Origin of the sequence: Streptomyces sp. NPDC026659 (assembly GCF_040638245.1) — a bacterium.
Taxonomy (GTDB): Bacteria; Actinomycetota; Actinomycetes; order Streptomycetales; family Streptomycetaceae; genus Streptomyces.
On the sequence record NZ_JBEZXY010000006.1, the window covers coordinates 211,772 to 228,011 of the forward strand.

15 protein-coding genes are annotated in these 16,240 nt (G+C 72.9%); 8 read left to right on the forward strand and 7 right to left on the reverse strand.

Annotation, left to right across the window (positions count from 1 at the left end; all coding sequences use genetic code 11):
• Positions 1-122: 122 nt before the first annotated feature.
• The 6 genes from AB0E91_RS17315 to AB0E91_RS17340 all read left to right on the forward strand — a co-directional run bounded on the left by AB0E91_RS17315 (position 123) and on the right by AB0E91_RS17340 (position 8,297).
• Positions 123-998 (forward strand): RNA methyltransferase, encoded by an 876-nt coding sequence (locus AB0E91_RS17315; protein WP_361781873.1) that lies wholly within the window; start codon positions 123-125, stop codon positions 996-998.
• 51 nt (positions 999-1,049) lie between these two features.
• A complete protein-coding gene (locus AB0E91_RS17320; RefSeq protein ID WP_361781876.1) occupies positions 1,050-2,177 on the forward strand; it encodes an ATP-binding protein in 1,128 nt (375 codons plus the stop codon).
• A 160-nt stretch (positions 2,178-2,337) separates the two neighbouring features.
• On the forward strand, positions 2,338-3,459 hold the full coding sequence (gene pheS / locus AB0E91_RS17325; RefSeq protein WP_361781879.1) for a phenylalanine--tRNA ligase subunit alpha: 1,122 nt from the start codon (positions 2,338-2,340) through the stop codon (positions 3,457-3,459).
• Positions 3,459-5,972 carry a phenylalanine--tRNA ligase subunit beta gene (gene pheT, locus AB0E91_RS17330; RefSeq protein WP_361781882.1) on the forward strand — a complete coding sequence of 838 codons (2,514 nt, stop codon included), beginning with the start codon at positions 3,459-3,461 and terminating at the stop codon, positions 5,970-5,972. The genes pheS and pheT overlap by 1 nt, the downstream gene beginning before the upstream one ends.
• Before the next feature lie 347 nt (positions 5,973-6,319).
• Positions 6,320-7,660 carry a transcriptional regulator gene (locus AB0E91_RS17335; RefSeq protein WP_361781885.1) on the forward strand — a complete coding sequence of 447 codons (1,341 nt, stop codon included), beginning with the start codon at positions 6,320-6,322 and terminating at the stop codon, positions 7,658-7,660.
• Positions 7,661-7,760: 100 nt separating this feature from the next.
• Positions 7,761-8,297 carry an NUDIX domain-containing protein gene (locus AB0E91_RS17340; protein ID WP_361781888.1) on the forward strand — a complete coding sequence of 179 codons (537 nt, stop codon included), beginning with the start codon at positions 7,761-7,763 and terminating at the stop codon, positions 8,295-8,297.
• A 43-nt stretch (positions 8,298-8,340) separates the two neighbouring features.
• On the opposite strand, the gene AB0E91_RS17345 is transcribed toward AB0E91_RS17340, so the two are convergent.
• The 5 genes from AB0E91_RS17345 to AB0E91_RS17365 form a co-directional block, all read right to left on the reverse strand.
• Positions 8,341-9,006, reverse strand: coding sequence for a hypothetical protein (locus tag AB0E91_RS17345; RefSeq protein WP_361781891.1), 666 nt, complete (start codon positions 9,004-9,006; stop codon positions 8,341-8,343).
• Positions 9,003-9,830, reverse strand: coding sequence for an ATP-binding cassette domain-containing protein (locus AB0E91_RS17350; RefSeq protein ID WP_361781893.1), 828 nt, complete (start codon positions 9,828-9,830; stop codon positions 9,003-9,005). The genes AB0E91_RS17345 and AB0E91_RS17350 overlap by 4 nt, the downstream gene beginning before the upstream one ends.
• A 48-nt stretch (positions 9,831-9,878) precedes the next feature.
• On the reverse strand, positions 9,879-10,103 hold the full coding sequence (gene infA, locus AB0E91_RS17355; protein ID WP_161181672.1) for a translation initiation factor IF-1: 225 nt from the start codon (positions 10,101-10,103) through the stop codon (positions 9,879-9,881).
• A gap of 50 nt (positions 10,104-10,153) precedes the next feature.
• Positions 10,154-10,906, reverse strand: coding sequence for a GNAT family N-acetyltransferase (locus tag AB0E91_RS17360; protein WP_361781896.1), 753 nt, complete (start codon positions 10,904-10,906; stop codon positions 10,154-10,156).
• Between the two features lie 259 nt (positions 10,907-11,165).
• The gene (locus AB0E91_RS17365; protein WP_361781899.1) at positions 11,166-12,041 is read right to left on the reverse strand and encodes a 3-hydroxybutyryl-CoA dehydrogenase; all 876 of its coding nucleotides are present in this window, start codon (positions 12,039-12,041) and stop codon (positions 11,166-11,168) included.
• Between the two features lie 173 nt (positions 12,042-12,214).
• On the opposite strand from AB0E91_RS17365, the gene AB0E91_RS17370 reads away from it, so the two are divergent.
• Positions 12,215-13,507 carry a family 10 glycosylhydrolase gene (locus tag AB0E91_RS17370; RefSeq protein ID WP_361781902.1) on the forward strand — a complete coding sequence of 431 codons (1,293 nt, stop codon included), beginning with the start codon at positions 12,215-12,217 and terminating at the stop codon, positions 13,505-13,507.
• Between the two features lie 63 nt (positions 13,508-13,570).
• Here AB0E91_RS17370 and AB0E91_RS17375 read toward each other — a convergent pair whose 3' ends face one another.
• Together AB0E91_RS17375 and AB0E91_RS17380 are read right to left on the reverse strand one after the other, a co-directional pair.
• Positions 13,571-13,768: a DUF1918 domain-containing protein gene (locus AB0E91_RS17375; RefSeq protein ID WP_361781905.1), complete on the reverse strand. Its 198-nt coding sequence runs from the start codon at positions 13,766-13,768 to the stop codon at positions 13,571-13,573.
• A 19-nt stretch (positions 13,769-13,787) separates the two neighbouring features.
• Complete coding sequence (locus tag AB0E91_RS17380; protein ID WP_361781908.1) at positions 13,788-14,702, reverse strand: DMT family transporter; 915 nt, start codon at positions 14,700-14,702, stop codon at positions 13,788-13,790.
• Between AB0E91_RS17380 and AB0E91_RS17385 the strand changes: the two genes are divergently transcribed.
• A complete protein-coding gene (locus AB0E91_RS17385; protein ID WP_361781911.1) occupies positions 14,701-16,134 on the forward strand; it encodes a PLP-dependent aminotransferase family protein in 1,434 nt (477 codons plus the stop codon). The genes AB0E91_RS17380 and AB0E91_RS17385 overlap by 2 nt on opposite strands.
• The last annotated feature ends 106 nt before the right edge of the window (positions 16,135-16,240 follow it).

Sequence of the window (16,240 nt, forward strand, 5' to 3'; positions counted from 1 at the left end):
GGACCCGTGGGCTTCGGCCCGCGGGTCCGTTCTCTGTGTGGTGCGGGCTGGTTCGGCACCGTCGAAATCCGCCGTCGTGGCCGAGCGCCGTTGCGACGGGAAAGAATGAGGTGGAACTTCCGATGGCCCCCGTAACACCCGACGCCACCCCCGAGCTCATCTCTCCCCGGTCCCCGCGTGTCAGTGCCGCCCGTCGGCTCGCGCGGCGGAACTTCCGGGGGAAGGACCGGCTGTTCCTCGCGGAGGGGCCGCAGGCCGTGCGGGAGGGGGCCGCGCACCGGGGGGCCGACGGCGGGGCCACGCTGGTCGAGCTGTTCGCCACCGTCGAGGCCGCGGAGCGCTACGCCGACATCGTCGCCGAGGCGCGGGACGCCGGGGCCCGGGTGCACCTGGCCTCCGAGGAGGTCATCGCCGACATCTCCACCACCGTCACCCCGCAGGGCCTGGTCGGGGTCTGCCGGTTCCTGGACACCCCGTTCGAGGACGTGCTCGCCGCCCGCCCCCAGCTCGTCGCCGTCCTCGCGCACGTCCGCGACCCCGGCAACGCGGGCACGGTGCTGCGCTGCGCGGACGCCGCGGGCGCCGAGGCCGTGATCCTCACCGACGCCTCCGTGGACCTGTACAACCCCAAGGCCGTCCGCGCCTCCGTCGGCTCCCTCTTCCACCTGCCCGTCGCCGTCGGCGTCCCCGTCGAGCAGGCCGTCCAGGGGCTGAAGGACGCCGGAGTGCGCATCCTCGCCGCCGACGGCGCCGGTGACCGCGACCTGGACGAGGAGCTGGACAAGGGCGCGATGGGCGACCCCACCGCGTGGGTGTTCGGCAACGAGGCGTGGGGCCTCCCCGAGGAGACCCGCGCCCTCGCCGACGCCGTGGTCAGCGTCCCCATCCATGGAAAGGCCGAGAGCCTGAACCTCGCCACCGCCGCCGCCGTATGTCTCTACGCGTCGGCCCGTGCACAGCGCGCCCCCGGAGGGTGCCGTTCCGTCACCAGGAGCTAGTAGGGTGACGCACTCGGGGGCCCTGCGCAGCCTGAGAGGTGGGGTACGGGGATGAGTGTGGTCGGCACGAGCACCGCGCCGGACGGACGTGAGGTGCGCCCCGCGCCCCGGCCGGGGGAAACCGCCGCCATCGACCCCGACCAGCTGCCCGACGGCCTGGTCGTCGCCGACGAGCACGGCCGGGTCGTCTGCTTCAACGCCGCCGCCACCCGCGTCACCGCCGTCCGCGCCGCCGACGCCCTCGGCGAGCCCCTGGAGAAGGCCCTCCCGCTGGAGGACCTGGAGGGCAGGCGCTGGTGGCAGCTCACCGACCCCTACGGCGGCCTCGCCATCCGGGTCCGCCAGCCCGAGCGCAACCTGCTGCTGCCCGGCGGCCGCGAGGTCCTCGTCTCCGCGCGGTACGTGCGCGCCGAACCCCTCGGACCCGTCCAGCGGCTCGTCGTCACCCTGCGCGACACCGAGGCCCGGCACCGCACCGAGCGCAGCCACGCCGAGCTGATCGCCACCGTCGCCCACGAGCTGCGCTCCCCGCTCACCTCCGTCAAGGGCTTCACCGCGACCCTGCTGGCCAAGTGGGAGCGGTTCACCGACGACCAGAAGCGGCTGATGCTGGAGACCGTCGACGCCGACGCCGACCGGGTCACCCGGCTCATCGCCGAGCTGCTCGACATCTCCCGCATCGACAGCGGCCGCCTGGAGGTGCGCCGCCAGCCCGTCGACATAGGCGCCGCCGTCGGACGGCACATCCAGGCCCATGTGGCCGCGGGCCAGTCCGCCGACCGCTTCCTGCTGCGCGTCGAGAACCCGCTGCCCGACCTGTGGGCCGACCCCGACAAGGTCGACCAGGTGCTCAGCAACCTGCTGGAAAACGCCGTGCGCCACGGCGCCGGAACCGTCACAATCGACGTCACGCCCTCGCCCTCCCCGCGCGAAGGCGAGGAGACAGGCACGTCGGTCACGGTGAGCGACGAGGGGCCCGGCATCCCGGAGGAATCCATGAACCGCGTCTTCACCCGCTTCTGGCGGGGCAGCAAGCGCGGTGGCACCGGCCTCGGGCTCTACATCGTCAAGGGCATCGTGGAAGCCCACGGCGGCTCCATCACGGTCGGCCGCGCCCCCGGCGGCGGCGCGCAGTTCCGATTTACGTTGCCCGTGAGCACCCCGGCCTATCTGGCCTAGGCGCCCACGGGCCATTCGTTCACCCCGTCCCCGTTAGACTCGGCCCCTGGCACCTTTGTGTCCGCACACGGCCCTGGCGAGTCCCGGAGCCGGTGACGGGGACCATCAGCCGGGGCACCTCCCAGCCGTAGCTGGGGGCCAATCGGAAGCACAGGAAGAGATGTCGGCACCGAATAAGTCGTACGACCCTGTCGAGGTCGAGGCGTTGAAACCCGAAGAGATCGAGCGTATGCGGGACGAGGCGCTCGCCGCCTTCCGTGCCGCGGACTCCCTCGACGCGCTCCACGAGGCCAAGGTCGCCCACACCGGCCCGGCCTCCCCGCTGTCCCTCGCCAACCGCGAGATCGGCGCCCTGCCCCCGCACGCCAAGGCCGACGCGGGCAAGCGCGTCGGCATGGCCCGCGGCGCGGTGAACAAGGCGCTGGCCGGCCGCCAGGTGGAGCTGGAGGCCGAGCGGGACGCCCGCGTGCTGGTCGAGGAGGACGTCGACGTCACCCTGCCGTACGACCGCGTCCCCGCCGGTGCCCGCCACCCGCTGACCACGCTCTCCGAGCGCATCGAGGACGTCTTCGTGGCCATGGGCTACGAGGTCGCCGAGGGCCCCGAGGCCGAGGCCGAGTGGTTCAACTTCGACGCGCTCAACATCGGCCCCGACCACCCCGCGCGCGGTGAGGCCGACACCTTCTTCGTGCGGGACGACAAGGGCGGCACCGACTCCGGCGTCGTCCTGCGCACCCACACCTCGCCTGTCCAGATCCGTTCGCTGCTCGACCGCGAGCCGCCGGTCTACGTGATCTGCCCGGGCCGCGTCTACCGCACCGACGAGCTGGACGCCACGCACACCCCGGTGTTCCACCAGGTCGAGCTGCTCGCCATCGACGAGGGCCTGACCATGGCCGACCTCAAGGGCACCCTGGACCACATGGTCCAGGCGCTGTTCGGTCCGGACATGAAGACCCGGCTGCGGCCGAACTTCTTCCCGTTCACCGAGCCGTCCGCCGAGATGGACATGGTGTGCTACGTCTGCCGCGGCGAGTCCGTCGGCAACCCCGACCGGCCCTGCCGCACCTGCTCCAGCGAGGGCTGGATCGAGCTGGGCGGCTGCGGCATGGTCAACCCCAAGGTCCTGGCCGCCTGCGGCGTCGACCCGGAGAAGTACAGCGGGTTCGCCTTCGGGTTCGGCATCGAGCGGATGCTGATGTTCCGCCACAACGTCGAAGACATGCGAGACATGGTCGAGGGTGACGTCCGGTTCACCCGGCCGTTCGGGATGGAGATCTGATGCGTGTCCCGCTTTCCTGGCTGCGGGAGTACGTCGACCTGCCGGAGTCCGAGACCGGCCGTGACGTACAGGCCAAGCTCATCGACTCCGGCCTCGAGGTCGAGACCGTCGAGCAGCTCGGCGCCGGCCTCAAGGGCCCCCTCGTCGTCGGTCAGGTGCTGACCATCGAGGAGCTGGAGGGCTTCAAGAAGCCGATCCGCTTCTGCACGGTCGACGTCGGCACCGCCAACGGCACCGGTGAGCCGCAGGAGATCGTCTGCGGTGCCCGCAACTTCTCCGTCGGCGACAAGGTCGTCGTGGTCCTGCCCGGCGCCGTCCTGCCCGGCGACTTCGCCATCGCCGCCCGCAAGACGTACGGCAAGACCTCCCACGGCATGATCTGCTCCACCGACGAGCTGGGCATGGGCGACGACGGCACCCACGGCATCATCGTGCTGCCGCCGGAGACCGAGGTCGGCCAGGACGCCATCGCGCTCCTGGAACTGGTCGACGAGGTCCTGGACATCGCCGTCACCGCCAACCGCGGCGACTGCCTGTCCATCCGCGGCGTCGCCCGCGAGACCGCCATCGCCTACGGCCTGCCGCTGCGCGACCCGGCCCTGATCGACGTCCCGGCGCCGAACGCCTTCGGCTACCCGGTCAAGGTCTCCGAGCCGATGGGCTGCGACCGCTTCACCGCCCGTACGGTGACCGGTCTGAGCCCCGAGGCCCGCTCCCCGATCTGGCTGCGCCGCCGGCTGCAGAAGGTCGGCATCCGCCCGGTCTCGCTCGCCGTGGACGTCACCAACTACGTGATGACCGAGCTGGGCCAGCCGCTGCACGCCTACGACCGCTCGCTGGTCCAGGGCACCATCGGGGTGCGCCGGGCCGAGGAGGGCGAGAAGCTCGTCACCCTCGACGGCGTCGAGCGCAAGCTGCACGCCGAGGACCTGGTCATCACCGACGACCGCGGACCGATCGGCCTCGCCGGTGTCATGGGCGGCCAGAACACCGAGATCGCCGACCACGACGACGAGTCGCACTCCACCGCCGACGTGGTGATCGAGGCCGCGCACTTCAACGCCGTCTCGATCGCGCGCACCGCCCGTCGCCACAAGCTGTCCTCCGAGGCGTCCCGGCGCTTCGAGCGCGGCGTCGACCCGCAGGCCACCGCGGCCGCCGCGCAGCGGACCGTGGACCTGCTGGTGCTGCTCGCGGGCGGCACCGCCGAGGCCGGGGTCACCGAGATCATCGCCCCGTCCGCGCCGCACAGCATCACCATCCCGGCCGACCACCCGGACAAGGTCGCGGGCGTGACGTACGGCCGCGAGACCGTCGTCCGCCGTCTCCAGGAGATCGGCTGCGACGTGTACGGGCAGGACGAGCTGATCGTCACCGTCCCGTCCTGGCGGCCCGACCTCACCGAGGCCAACGACCTGGCGGAGGAGGTCATCCGCCTGGAGGGCTACGAGAACCTGCCCTCCACGCTGCCCCGGCCCACCTCCGGGCGCGGTCTCACCCACCGCCAGCGGCTGCACCGCAGGGTCGGCCGCGCGCTGGCCGGCGCGGGTTACGTCGAGGCGCCGAACTACCCGTTCGTCTCCGAGCAGGTCTTCGACCAGCTGGGCCTGGACGCCGAGGACCCGGCCCGCCGGGTCGTGAAGCTCGCCAACCCGCTGAACGACGAGGAGCCCGCGCTGCGCACGACGTTGCTGCCGGGTCTGCTCGGCGCGCTGCGCCGCAACGACGGCCGCGGCACGCACGACCTGGCGCTCTTCGAGACGGGTCTGGTCTTCCTGCCCCGTGCGGAGCGCGCCGCCGCCGTGCACCCGTCGGCCGACCGCCGTCCCACCGACGAGCAGCTCGCCGAGCTGAACGCCGCGCTGCCCGAGCAGCCGCGCCATGTCGCCGTCGTCCTCGCCGGGGCGCGCGAGCAGGCCGGCTGGTGGGGCAAGGGCCGTCCGTCCGACTGGGCCGACGCGATCGAGGCCGCGCGGACCGTCGCTGGTGAGGCGGGCGCCGAGCTCGTCATCCGCAAGGGCCAGTACGGCCCCTGGCACCCGGGCCGCTGCGCCGAGCTGGTCGTCGTCGAGGACGGCACCGAGCGGGTCGTCGGCCACGCGGGCGAGCTGCACCCGCGCGTGCTCAAGGCCCTCGGCCTGCCCGAGCGCACCTCCGCGATGGAGCTGGACCTGGACGCCCTGGAGCGGGTCGGCGACGACACCCCGCAGGCGCCGGGCATCTCCACCTTCCCGGTCGCCACGCAGGACGTCGCCCTCGTGGTCGACAAGCCCGTACCGGCCGCCGAGGTCGAGGCGGCGCTGCGCGACGGCGCGGGTGAACTCCTGGAGTCCATCCGCCTGTTCGACGTCTACGAGAACGCCGAGCAGCTCGGCGACGGCCGCAAGTCGCTCGCGTACGCGCTGCGCTTCCGTGCCGCCGACCGCACGCTGACGGTGGACGAGGCGTCCGCCGCGCGCGACGCCGCGGTCGCCCTCGCGGGCGAGCGCACGGGGGCGGTCCTGCGAGGCTGACTCTTCGCGGCGCTTCGTCGGAGCGCATGTGACGGCGGCGGCCGGTCGTGGGAGATCCCGCGACCGGCCGCCGCCGTTTCCGGCCCCCTCGGGGCGGTCTCGCCGGGCGCGCGGCAACCGGTCTCAGGTCCGCGCCCCGGCTCTCGCGCGGGCCGAGAAGACCGGGCCGCCGCCGTTTGAGGGGGAGCGGGCGACCCGGCCGGCCTCGCGCGAGGCACTCAGTGAACCCGGTCCGCCCCACCCGGCGACAGCGCGCACACCGCATGGGTGGACGTACTCCGTTCACACCCCGTGTGAAGACGGACGCACTACGCTTACGGCACCAGGCCACCCCGGGGGGCGATGCCATGCAGCCCAACACTCTGCTCGACGCGATCCTGGACGAGGCGGGCGTCTCGCACGCCGGTCTCGCCGCGCGCGTCAACCAGGCGGGCCGAGGCCGCGGCCTCGTACTGCGGTACGAACACACCGCCGTGGCACGGTGGTTGAAGGGCCAGCGGCCGCGCGGCCAGGTGCCCGACCTGATCTGCGAGGTGCTGGCCCTGCGGCTGCGGCGGCCGGTCACCCTGGACGACATCGGGCTCGGGGTGCCCGGCGGGGCGGCCGTGGCGCACTCCGGTTCGCTCTCCGGCTTCGTGGAGCGCGCCACCGCGCTCTGGCGCTCGGACGAACAGCAGCGCCCGCACGTCCTGGGGGCACCCGCGGTCACCGGCACGCCCGCCGTGATGCCGGTGTGGGAGTGGGAGAACCCGCCCGAGGACACCGACGTCTCGCGCGGCGGCCGCCACCGGGTCACCCAGACCGACCTCGACACCCTCCGCGCGGCCCGCGCCCACTACGAGCAGATGTACCGCAAGGCGGGCGGCATCGCGACCCGCACCCGCATCGTCGGCTTCCTCAACGCCGAGGCCGTCCCGCTCCTGCGCGGCAGCTACACCGACGCCACCGGCCGTCAACTCCACCGCGCCACAGGTGGGTTGGTCGCCGTCGCGGGCATCTGCGCCTACGACTCCGACGCGCACGGACTCGCCCAGCGCTACTTCCACCAGGCACTGCGTCTCGCGAAGGCCAGCGGGGACCGGGGATTCGGGGCGTACGTCATAGCGCTGCTGGTCAACCAGTCCCTGCACATGCGGGAGTTCCGGCAGGCGGTGGCCTTCGCGGAGGCCGCGCTGCGGGCGGCGGGGCGGCACATCACCCCGGCGCTCGCCTCCGACCTGTACGCGATGCAGGCCAAGGCGTACGCCCATCTCGGCGACAGCGGGGGCGCGTTGTCCTGCATCCGGCGCGCGGAGACGGCGGCCGAGCACATCCGGCGCGGCCATGAGCCCGACGAGACCGGGTACGTCCAGCCCGGTCTGGTCAACGTCCAGGTCGCCGAGGCGCTGCTCAGCCTCGGGGAACTCGCCGCCGCCCGTGAGCATGCCGCCGCCGCGGTGGACAACCCGGCGCACGACCGGGGCCGCGTGCACCGACTCGCCATGCTCAGCACGATCGAGCTGCGCCAGGGCGATGCCGATCATGCCGTGGCGACCGCCGTGGAGATGGCCGAGCAGGCGCGTGGCATGGAGTCGCGCCGGCTGCGGGAGAGACTCAGAGAAGTGCGCGAACACCTGGTGCGCTTCGGCTCGTCCGGGGCGGCGGAGGCGGCGGAACTGATCGACGGGGCGCTGCGCGTGCCCCTGTAGAAGCAGGCGGGGCGTTCGGATGCAGTGGGCGGGCGCACAGTAGGCCCGTCCGTCTCCCTGCTGCGATATTGCCACTGACTCGGCGGAAGGTGGCAGAACCGTGCAGTGGACGAAACAGGACGAACAAACTGTGTACGCAAACCGCTGGTTCAGCGTCAACCTGGCGGATGTGGAGCTGCCGGACGGCCGGCACCTCGACCACTTCATGATCCGGCTGCGGCCGGTCGCCGTCGCCACGGTGGTCAACGGGGCCAACGAGGTCCTCCTCCTGTGGCGGCACCGCTTCATCACCGACAGCTGGGGCTGGGAACTGCCCGCCGGTGTCGTGGAGGACGGCGAGGACATCGCGGAAGCGGCCGCCCGCGAACTGGAGGAGGAGACCGGCTGGCGTCCCGGCCCGCTGCACCACCTCATGAGCGTCGAGCCGTCCAACGGCCTCACCGACGCCCGGCACCACATCTACTGGTCCGACCGGGGCGAGTATCTCGGCCCGCCCGTCGACGACTTCGAGTCCGACCGGCGCGAGTGGGTGCCGCTGAAGATCGTCCCGGACCTGATCACCCGGGGCGAGGTACCGGCGGCGAACATGGCGGCGGCGTTACTCCTGCTGCATCATCTGCGGCTGGGGGAGGGGTGAGGGGTGCCCGGTGACGGCCCTCTTTTCTGGGGGGCCGTCCGCCTCACCCCGCCTCCCGGTCGGCGGTGGCAGCGGTACGCCCCGCCGCCCAGGCGGAGACCCACCAGCAGCCCACCGCCAGGGGGAGCGTGATCAGCAGGGGCAGCGCCGGGAAGTGCGCGCCGGAGGAGTAGGCCGCGCGGACGGCGGCGTTCGCCGGGGAACCGGTGAGCACCAGCAGCAGCACCGAGCCGACGATCAGCGCGCCCGCCGCGCCCGCCGTCGTACGCACCAGCGACGGCGTGCAGATCGCGCCGAGCGCACTGCCCGCCAGCAGGCAGACCACTCCGACGGCCAGCCCGTCACCGAGCACCGTCACGCCCGCCATGCCCCGGGGCACCCGGCAGGTCAGCAGCGCGGCCCCCGCCGCGAGGAGGACGAGCAGCAGACCGACCGCGAGCGTGACGGCCAGCGCGGCGTACTGGGGACGGCGGGGGCCGGTGGCAGCCGCGAGACAGGCCCGCGCGGCGGCCGGCTCCGCCGCCGGAAGGGCCCGGGTGAGCCAGGCGAGGGCGGGCACCAGCGCGGCCGCGTTCCAGCCGAGCTGGCTGCCGAGCGAGGACTGGCTGTCCAGGGAGATCGCCAGGAGCCCGAGGTAGAACAGGACGGGCGGGAGCCAGCGCTGGGAGCGGACGAGCAGGGCGGTCTGGTAGTGGAGCAGCGCCTTCATCGTCGTCCTCCGCTCACCCGGCGGACATGGGCGCCGTCGCCGCCCGGCACGGCGGTGAGCAGCGCGCGGAGCAGGGCGTCCGAGTGGTCCTCGTCGGTCCGCAGCCGTACGGCACCGTCCGCCAGGGCGGTCACCGCCCGCACGCCCGGCAGCGCGGACGGGTCCTCCGGGCCGCCTGTGAACTCGATCAACACCACCGAAGTGGTGGCCTGTTGGTTCACGGTCACGGTGCCGTCGCCGACGGTCCACCGCAGCTCGGTGCGGTCCGCGAGCCGGGCCGGGGCGTGGTCGACGTAGACGACGGTCGCCCCCTCGGCCACCCGCTGCTCCACGGCCTCGTCCAGCTCGTCGCGCGACGGGGCGTCCAGACCCGTCCACGCCTCGTCCAGCACCAGCAGCGCGGGCTCGCCGAGCAACGCCTGCGCCACCGCCACCTTCTGACAGGTCCCCTTGGAGAGCTGGGCCAGTGGCCGCTCCGCGTGCTCCCCGGCGCCGAAGCGATCGAGGAGCCGCCTTCCGCGCCGCTCGGCCTCCACTGCGGACAGCCCGTGGGCCCGCCCCATGAGCCGCAGATACTGCACGGACGTGAACGGCAGCGTGGCCGGGAACCGCTCCGGTACGTACGCGGCACGGCCGGTCCGCCCGACCACGCGTCCCCGCGCGGGCCGTACGGCCCCCGCGACGACGCGCAGCAGGGTGGACTTCCCGCAGCCGTTGGCCCCCTGAACGCGGATCAACTTCCCTGCGGGCAGATCCAGTTGGATGTCGCGCAGTACCCAGGGCCCACGCCACCCGTAACGCAACCCGACTCCCTCAAGCCTCATCGGGTCAGCATAGGAAGGGCGGCGGGCCCGGTGCGCTTCCCGCCCCCCTCAGTTGCGGTAGCGGTAGAGAATCCGGCCGCGCGTCAGGTCGTACGGGCTGAGTTCCACGAGGACGCGGTCGTACGGGAGGATGCGGATGTAGTTCTTCCGGATCTTCCCGCTGATGTGCGCGAGTACGTGGTGGCCGTTCTGCAGCTCCACCTTGAAGTTGGCGTTGCGCAGGCATTCGAGGACGGTGCCTTCGAGTTCCAGGCCCTTCGGTGTTCTTGCCAAGATCGCTCGTTTCTCGATTGTCGGGGTTGGTGTTCCGGTGTGTGCGGGTGTCAGTGGCGCACCAGTTCCAGGTAGCTGCCCGATCGCCGGGCGCCGACGCCCTCGACCAGCGTGATCGCCGCCATATTGGTGTCGTCCACCTCGGCCCAGGCCGAGCCGATCCCGTCCCGGTGCAGCGCGGCCAGCGCGTGGGTCAGCAGGGCGCGCCCGATGCCGTGGCGGCGCTGGTCGGCCCGTACGGCGAGGAGCCCGATCCTGGCCCGGCTGCGCACCGGTACGACCCGGATCAGACCGGCGTAGTCGCCGTCGCGCACCGCCACGGCGTACTTCGACGGGTCCACCAGCGTGTCCCCGGCCGGGCGGGGACGCACCTCTGCGGGCATGGTGTGCCAGCCGACGGTGGCCTCGACCTCCTCACGGACCGCACGGTCCAGCGCGCGCAGCGGGGCTTCGTCCGCGTGGCCCGCGGGCAGGATGGTCACGCCCTGGGGGAGTTGCGGCAGGTCGACCGACGCGGTGGGCAGCACGTACTCGCGCTCACGGCGTCCGAGGGTGAAGCCGAGCCGCTCCCACGTCGACTTCAGCCCGTGGTCGTCCTCACCGACCAGGGTGTGGAGCGGTTCCGTGAGATCGGCCAGCATCGCGGCGGCGAGCCGGTCGAAGGCCGCGTCCTGCCATACGTCGATGCTGATGAAGAGCCGCCCGTCGGGCCGGTGCGAGAGGTCGCCGTGGCCGACGATCCGGCCCTCGTCCACGGCCTCCCAGCGCGCCTCCGCGACGCGCGTGATGGTCACAGTGTCCATGGTGTTCGCCTTTCAGGAATGCCTTGTCGAACAGACGCTCCCGACGACACCTGGATCAGTCGCACACCGTGACGCACAGAGGGAGCACCCACCTCACTACAGCGTTCATGGGTCTCACCTCCTCCAGCCAAGCCACGGTCAACGGCAAGCTACCAGCTCGACCAGGGGCGCGGCCAACCCTTTTTTCCCCGAGAACCGGCGAGGGCCGCCACCCGGTGTACGGATGGCGACCCTCGCCGCGGTGCTGGGGAGACCCAGGTCAGGCGTACGTATAGAACCCCGACCCCGTCTTGCGGCCCAGGCGGCCCGCCTCCACCATGCGCTGGAGCAGCGGGGGAGCGGCGTACAGGGGCTCCTTGTACTCCGCGTACATCGAGTTGGCGATCGAGACGATCGTGTCCAGGCCGATGAGGTCGGAGAGCTTGAGGGGGCCCATGGGGTGGGCGCAGCCCATTTCCATGCCGTTGTCGATGTCCTCGCGGCTGGCGATGCCGGACTCGAACATACGGATCGCGGAGAGGAGGTACGGCACGAGGAGCGCGTTGACGACGAAGCCGGAGCGGTCCTGGGCGCGGATCGCGTGCTTGCCGAGGACCTTCTCGGCGAAGAGCTGGGCGCGGCTCAGGGTGCCCTCGGAGGTGGTGAGCGCCGGGATCAGCTCGACCAGGCTCTGCACGGGCGCGGGGTTGAAGAAGTGGATGCCGATCACGTGGTCCGGGCGGGACGTGGCGACCGCCAGCTTCACCAGCGGGATGGAGGAGGTGTTGGAGGCGAGGATCGCGTCGGGGCGGGTCACCACCTGGTCGAGCACGCGGAAGATCTCCGTCTTCACCTGCTCGTTCTCCACGACGGCCTCGATCACGAGGTCACGGTCCGCGAACTCGCCGAGGTCGGTGGTGAAGCTCAGCCGCGCCCGCGTCGCGTCCCGCTCCTCCTCGCTGATCTTGCCGCGCTCGGCGGCCTTCGACAGGGAGTTGTACAGCCGGGTCCGGCCGATCTCCAGGGCGTCGCCCGTGGTCTCCGCGACCTTCACGTCCAGGCCGGCCCGGGCGCACACCTCGGCGATGCCCGCACCCATCTGGCCGCAGCCCACGACTCCGACGCGCGAGATGTCTCCGGCTCGGAAGTCCGTCACATCGTCCCCTTCGCTGGTTTCTCGACTCTCGCAGGGCCCCGGAATCGGTGCCTGCTCCGATCGTGCACGTTACCGCCAAGTATCGATGATCGATCGACGGGGTAGGGGCAAGCCGTACCGTCGGGACGGTCCGTCATGGGGCGGATTCGGAGCGTGTGGGGGTGGGCATGGTGATGCGCGGAGAGTCCGAGTCCGGGTCCGGGGGCCGCTCGCGAGTGACGGGCGTCTCGCGCAGAGCGCTCACCCTGGGAGCCGTCACCGCCCTCGTGGCGGCCCAGGGCGCGCAGTCGGCCCAGGCCCAGGTGCCCCGCCCCGCGCACCCCGCGCACCCCACCCGCCGTACCGAGATGCGGGGCGTCTGGCTCGCCACCGTCGCCAACCGGGACTGGCCCTCCCGCCCCGGCCTGTCGCCCGACGAGCAGCGCGCGGAGCTGACCGCGCACCTCGACCGGGCCGTACGGGACCGCCTCAACACCGTGATCTTCCAGGTGCGCCCCACCGCCGACGCCCTGTGGCCCTCGCCGTACGAGCCCTGGTCCGAGTATCTGACCGGCACCCAGGGCGCCGACCCCGGCTGGAACCCGCTGGCCACCGCTGTGCGGGAGGCTCATGCGCGCGGCCTGGAACTGCACGCCTGGTTCAACCCGTACCGGGTCGCCAACCACACCGACCCGGCCCGCCTGGTCCCCTGGCACCCCGCCCGCACCCACCCCGACTGGACCGTCGCCTACGGCGGCAAGCTCTACTACAACCCCGGCCTGCCGGAGGTCCGCCGCTTCGTGCGGCGGGCCATGCTCGACGCCGTACGCCGCTACCCCGTCGACGCCGTGCACTTCGACGACTACTTCTACCCCTACCCGGTGGCCGGGCAGACCTTCGACGACGACGCGGCGTACGCGGCCCACGGCGCGGACTTCCCCACCCGGGCCGACTGGCGCCGCGCCAACATCGACAAGCTGATCCGCGAGATGGCGGCCGGAATCCGGCGCGTACGCCCCGGCACCCGCTTCGGGATCAGCCCCTTCGGGGTGTGGCGGAACGCCGCGACCGACCCGCGCGGCTCGGAGACCACGGCGGGCGTGCAGACGTACGACGACCTGGGCGCGGACACCCGGAAATGGGTGCGCGAGGGGTGGATCGACTACATCGTGCCGCAGGTGTACTGGAACATCGGCTTCGCGGCCGCCGACTACGCGAAGCTCGTCGACTGGTGGGCCCGGCAGGCCGACGGCAGCCGCACCCGGCTGTACATCGGCGAGGCGCTCTACAAGGTGGGCGTCGCCGGACAGCCTCCGGCCTGGCAGGACCCGGCGGAGCTGTCCCGGCACCTCACGCTGGCCGCGCGGTACCCGCAGGTGCGCGGCCATGTCTTCTTCGCCGCACAGGACGTGGCCCGCGACCCGCTGGGCGCGATGGCACGGGTGGTCGCCGACCACTACCGGCAGCCGGCGAGACCCCCGCGCTGACCCCGTTGCACCCCGTTGCCGTTCGCCTGCCTCGTCCTGGCTGTTTCCGTCCGCCTCTTCCGTCTACTTCGGCTCGTCCTCATGGTGTTGGACCTGGCAGTCCGGTCCGGGCGACATGATGGCCTCGTGTCCGTCCTCGAAGCGGACGCGGTAGGGCGGGCTGCCCTCCTCGCCGATCACTTCCACCACTTCCGAGACCTGGTCGTGCTGTCCGACCACCCGCCCGTGCTGGACAAGGTGGTCGCCCTTGTGCGCACGCATCTTCGGGCCCTCCTCACGGTCATGACCGTTGGGTGACGGCGATGCACACGAGCACGGCGAGCGCGGTCAGCGGAGCGGCCGCGGTGACATGCTCGCCCAATAGCAGTGCCGACCACACCAGTGTGAGCAGGGGCTGAGCCAACTGCAACTGGCTGGCCCGGGGGATGCCCACCGCCGCCATGCCCCGGTACCAGAGCACCAGGCCGAGGAACTGCGAGCCCAGCGCGACCCACAGCACGCCCGCCACCCCGTGCGCGGTGAGATGGACCGGCTCGTGCCTGAGGGACAGTGCCGCGCCGAGCGCGCTCAGTGGCAGACAGAGCACCAGCGCCCAGCCGATGACCTGCCAGCCGGGCATGACCCGGGCCAGCCTGCCGCCCTCGGTGTATCCGGCCGCGCAGATCAGCAGGGCCGCGAAGAGATAGGCGTCCGCCCTGGTCAGGGCGCCGCCGCTCTGGGTGATCGTGAACGCGACCACCGCGGCCGCGCCCGCGAGCGCCGCCGTCCAGAACCGCCGCGAGGGCCGGACCCCGACGCGCAGCGCGGACATGGCGGCGGTCGTCAGCGGCAGCAGGCCCACGACGACGGCCGCGTGCGCGGTGGTGGAGGTCTGGAGCGCGAGCGTGGTCAGCAGCGGGAAGCCGAGCACCGTACCGGCCCCGACCACCGCGAGCCCCGGCAGATGGCGCCGGGCGGGCAGCGGCACCCGCAGGAACAGCAGACAGCCGCCCGCGACCAGCGCCGCGAGGACGCCCCGGACCGCCGTGAGCGACCAGGGGCCGAAGCTCTCCAGGCCCCAGGCGGTGGCGGGGAAGGTGAGGGAGAAGGCGACGACGCCGAGGGCCGCCAGGCCGCTGCCCATGAGATGGGGCTCGCGCGGCGGCGCGGTGACCGTTATCGGGGTCGTGGCAGTAGCGCTACTCTGTGCTCTCATGAATGAGCGTAGCAGTGTGCGCGAACTGGCGGAACAGCTGCGGAGGGAGCTGAACCGCTACTCACCGGGTGAGAAGCTGCCGTCCAGCCGGGCCCTGGTCGAACGGTTCCGGGTGAGCCCGGTGACCGTCTCGCGGGCGCTCGCCCAGCTCGCCGCCGAGGGACTGGTCGTCACCCGGCCCGGCGCCGGTGCCTTCCGGTCCCGGCCACGCGCCACTCCCGCGCCCGCCGGGGACACCTCCTGGCAGGAGGTCGCGCTCAGCGCCGACGGCACCGGCGACGTCGTACCCCGCACCGTGGACGCCTCCGGCGTCATGATCTCGCTGCCCGCCCCGCCGCCCGGCGTCCTGGAGCTCAGCGGCGGCTACCCGCACCCCAGCCTCCAGCCCGAGCAGGCCATGGCCGCCGCGCTCGCCCGCGCCGGACGGCGCCCCGGTGCCTGGGGCCGCCCGCCGCTGGAGGGGCTGCCCGAGCTGCGGGAGTGGTTCGCGCGCGGCATCGGCGGCGCTGTCACCGCGGCCGAGGTGCTGATCGCGGCGGGCGGCCAGTCCGCGCTGGCCACCGCGCTGCGCGCCCTCGCCCCGGCCGGTGCCCCCGTCCTCGTCGAGTCGCCCACCTACCCCGGGATGCTGGACCTCGCCCGCGCCGCCGGACTCAGGCCCGTCCCGGTGCCGGTGGACCGCGACGGCGTACGCCCCGACCTGCTCGCCGACGCCTTCCGTGCCACCGGCGCCCGCGCCTTCGTCTGCCAGCCGCTCTTCCAGAACCCCACCGGCGCCGTCCTCGCCCCCGACCGCCGCGCCGAGGTCCTGCGCATCGCCCGCGCCTCGGGCGCCTTCGTCATCGAGGACGACTACGTACGCCGCCTCGCCCACGCCGACGCGCCCCCGCTGCCCCGCCCGCTCGCCGCCGACGACCCGGACGGTGTCGTCGTCCACGTCGGCTCGCTCACCAAGGCGACCTCGCCCAGCTTCCGGGTGGCCGCGCTCGCCGCGCGCGGCCCGGTCCTCGAACGGCTGCGCGCCATCCAGGTCGTGGACAGCTTCTTCGTGCCCCGCCCGCTCCAGGAGGCGGCCCTCGAACTGGTCGGCTCCCCGGCGTGGCCGCGCCATCTGCGGTCACTGTCGGCCGAGTTGGCGGTACGGCGCGAGGCGATGACCGGCGCGCTCGCACTCCACCTCCCCGAACTCACCGTGTCCCACATCCCGTTCGGCGGCTTCCACCTCTGGCTCCGGCTGCCCGAGGGAGTCACGGAACCGGCCCTGACCGCCGCCGCCCTGCGCGCGGGCGTCTCCGTCACCCCCGGGCGCGCCTACTTCAGCGCGGAGCCCCCGGCGGCCCACATCCGGCTGAGTTTCGCGGCGGTCGCGGGGACGGGCGAGATCGCGGAGGGGGTACGGCGGCTGCGGGCGGCGTACGACGAAGTACGGTGAAGTCGGACAAGTCCCGTGCGGTGCCTGTTGGTTGACACCCGGCACGGAGGTGTTTTCCGGTCACTCCGGGTGGCGGGGGCCTGATCGCCCTTGACCGGTACCCGTC

Bases quoted from the DNA above. Each gene is read 5' to 3' on its own strand.
- AB0E91_RS17315 (WP_361781873.1), top strand. From the start codon at position 123: ATGGCCCCCGTAACACCCGACGCCACCCCCGAGCTCATCTCTCCCCGG.
- AB0E91_RS17320 (WP_361781876.1), top strand. From the start codon at position 1,050: ATGAGTGTGGTCGGCACGAGCACCGCGCCGGACGGACGTGAGGTGCGC.
- pheS (WP_361781879.1), top strand. From the start codon at position 2,338: ATGTCGGCACCGAATAAGTCGTACGACCCTGTCGAGGTCGAGGCGTTG.
- pheT (WP_361781882.1), top strand. From the start codon at position 3,459: ATGCGTGTCCCGCTTTCCTGGCTGCGGGAGTACGTCGACCTGCCGGAG.
- AB0E91_RS17335 (WP_361781885.1), top strand. From the start codon at position 6,320: ATGCAGCCCAACACTCTGCTCGACGCGATCCTGGACGAGGCGGGCGTC.
- AB0E91_RS17345 (WP_361781891.1), bottom strand. From the start codon at position 9,006: ATGAAGGCGCTGCTCCACTACCAGACCGCCCTGCTCGTCCGCTCCCAG.
- AB0E91_RS17350 (WP_361781893.1), bottom strand. From the start codon at position 9,830: ATGAGGCTTGAGGGAGTCGGGTTGCGTTACGGGTGGCGTGGGCCCTGG.
- AB0E91_RS17360 (WP_361781896.1), bottom strand. From the start codon at position 10,906: ATGGACACTGTGACCATCACGCGCGTCGCGGAGGCGCGCTGGGAGGCC.
- AB0E91_RS17370 (WP_361781902.1), top strand. From the start codon at position 12,215: ATGCGCGGAGAGTCCGAGTCCGGGTCCGGGGGCCGCTCGCGAGTGACG.
- AB0E91_RS17375 (WP_361781905.1), bottom strand. From the start codon at position 13,768: ATGCGTGCGCACAAGGGCGACCACCTTGTCCAGCACGGGCGGGTGGTC.
- AB0E91_RS17385 (WP_361781911.1), top strand. From the start codon at position 14,701: ATGAATGAGCGTAGCAGTGTGCGCGAACTGGCGGAACAGCTGCGGAGG.
- AB0E91_RS17380 (WP_361781908.1), bottom strand. From the start codon at position 14,702: ATGAGAGCACAGAGTAGCGCTACTGCCACGACCCCGATAACGGTCACC.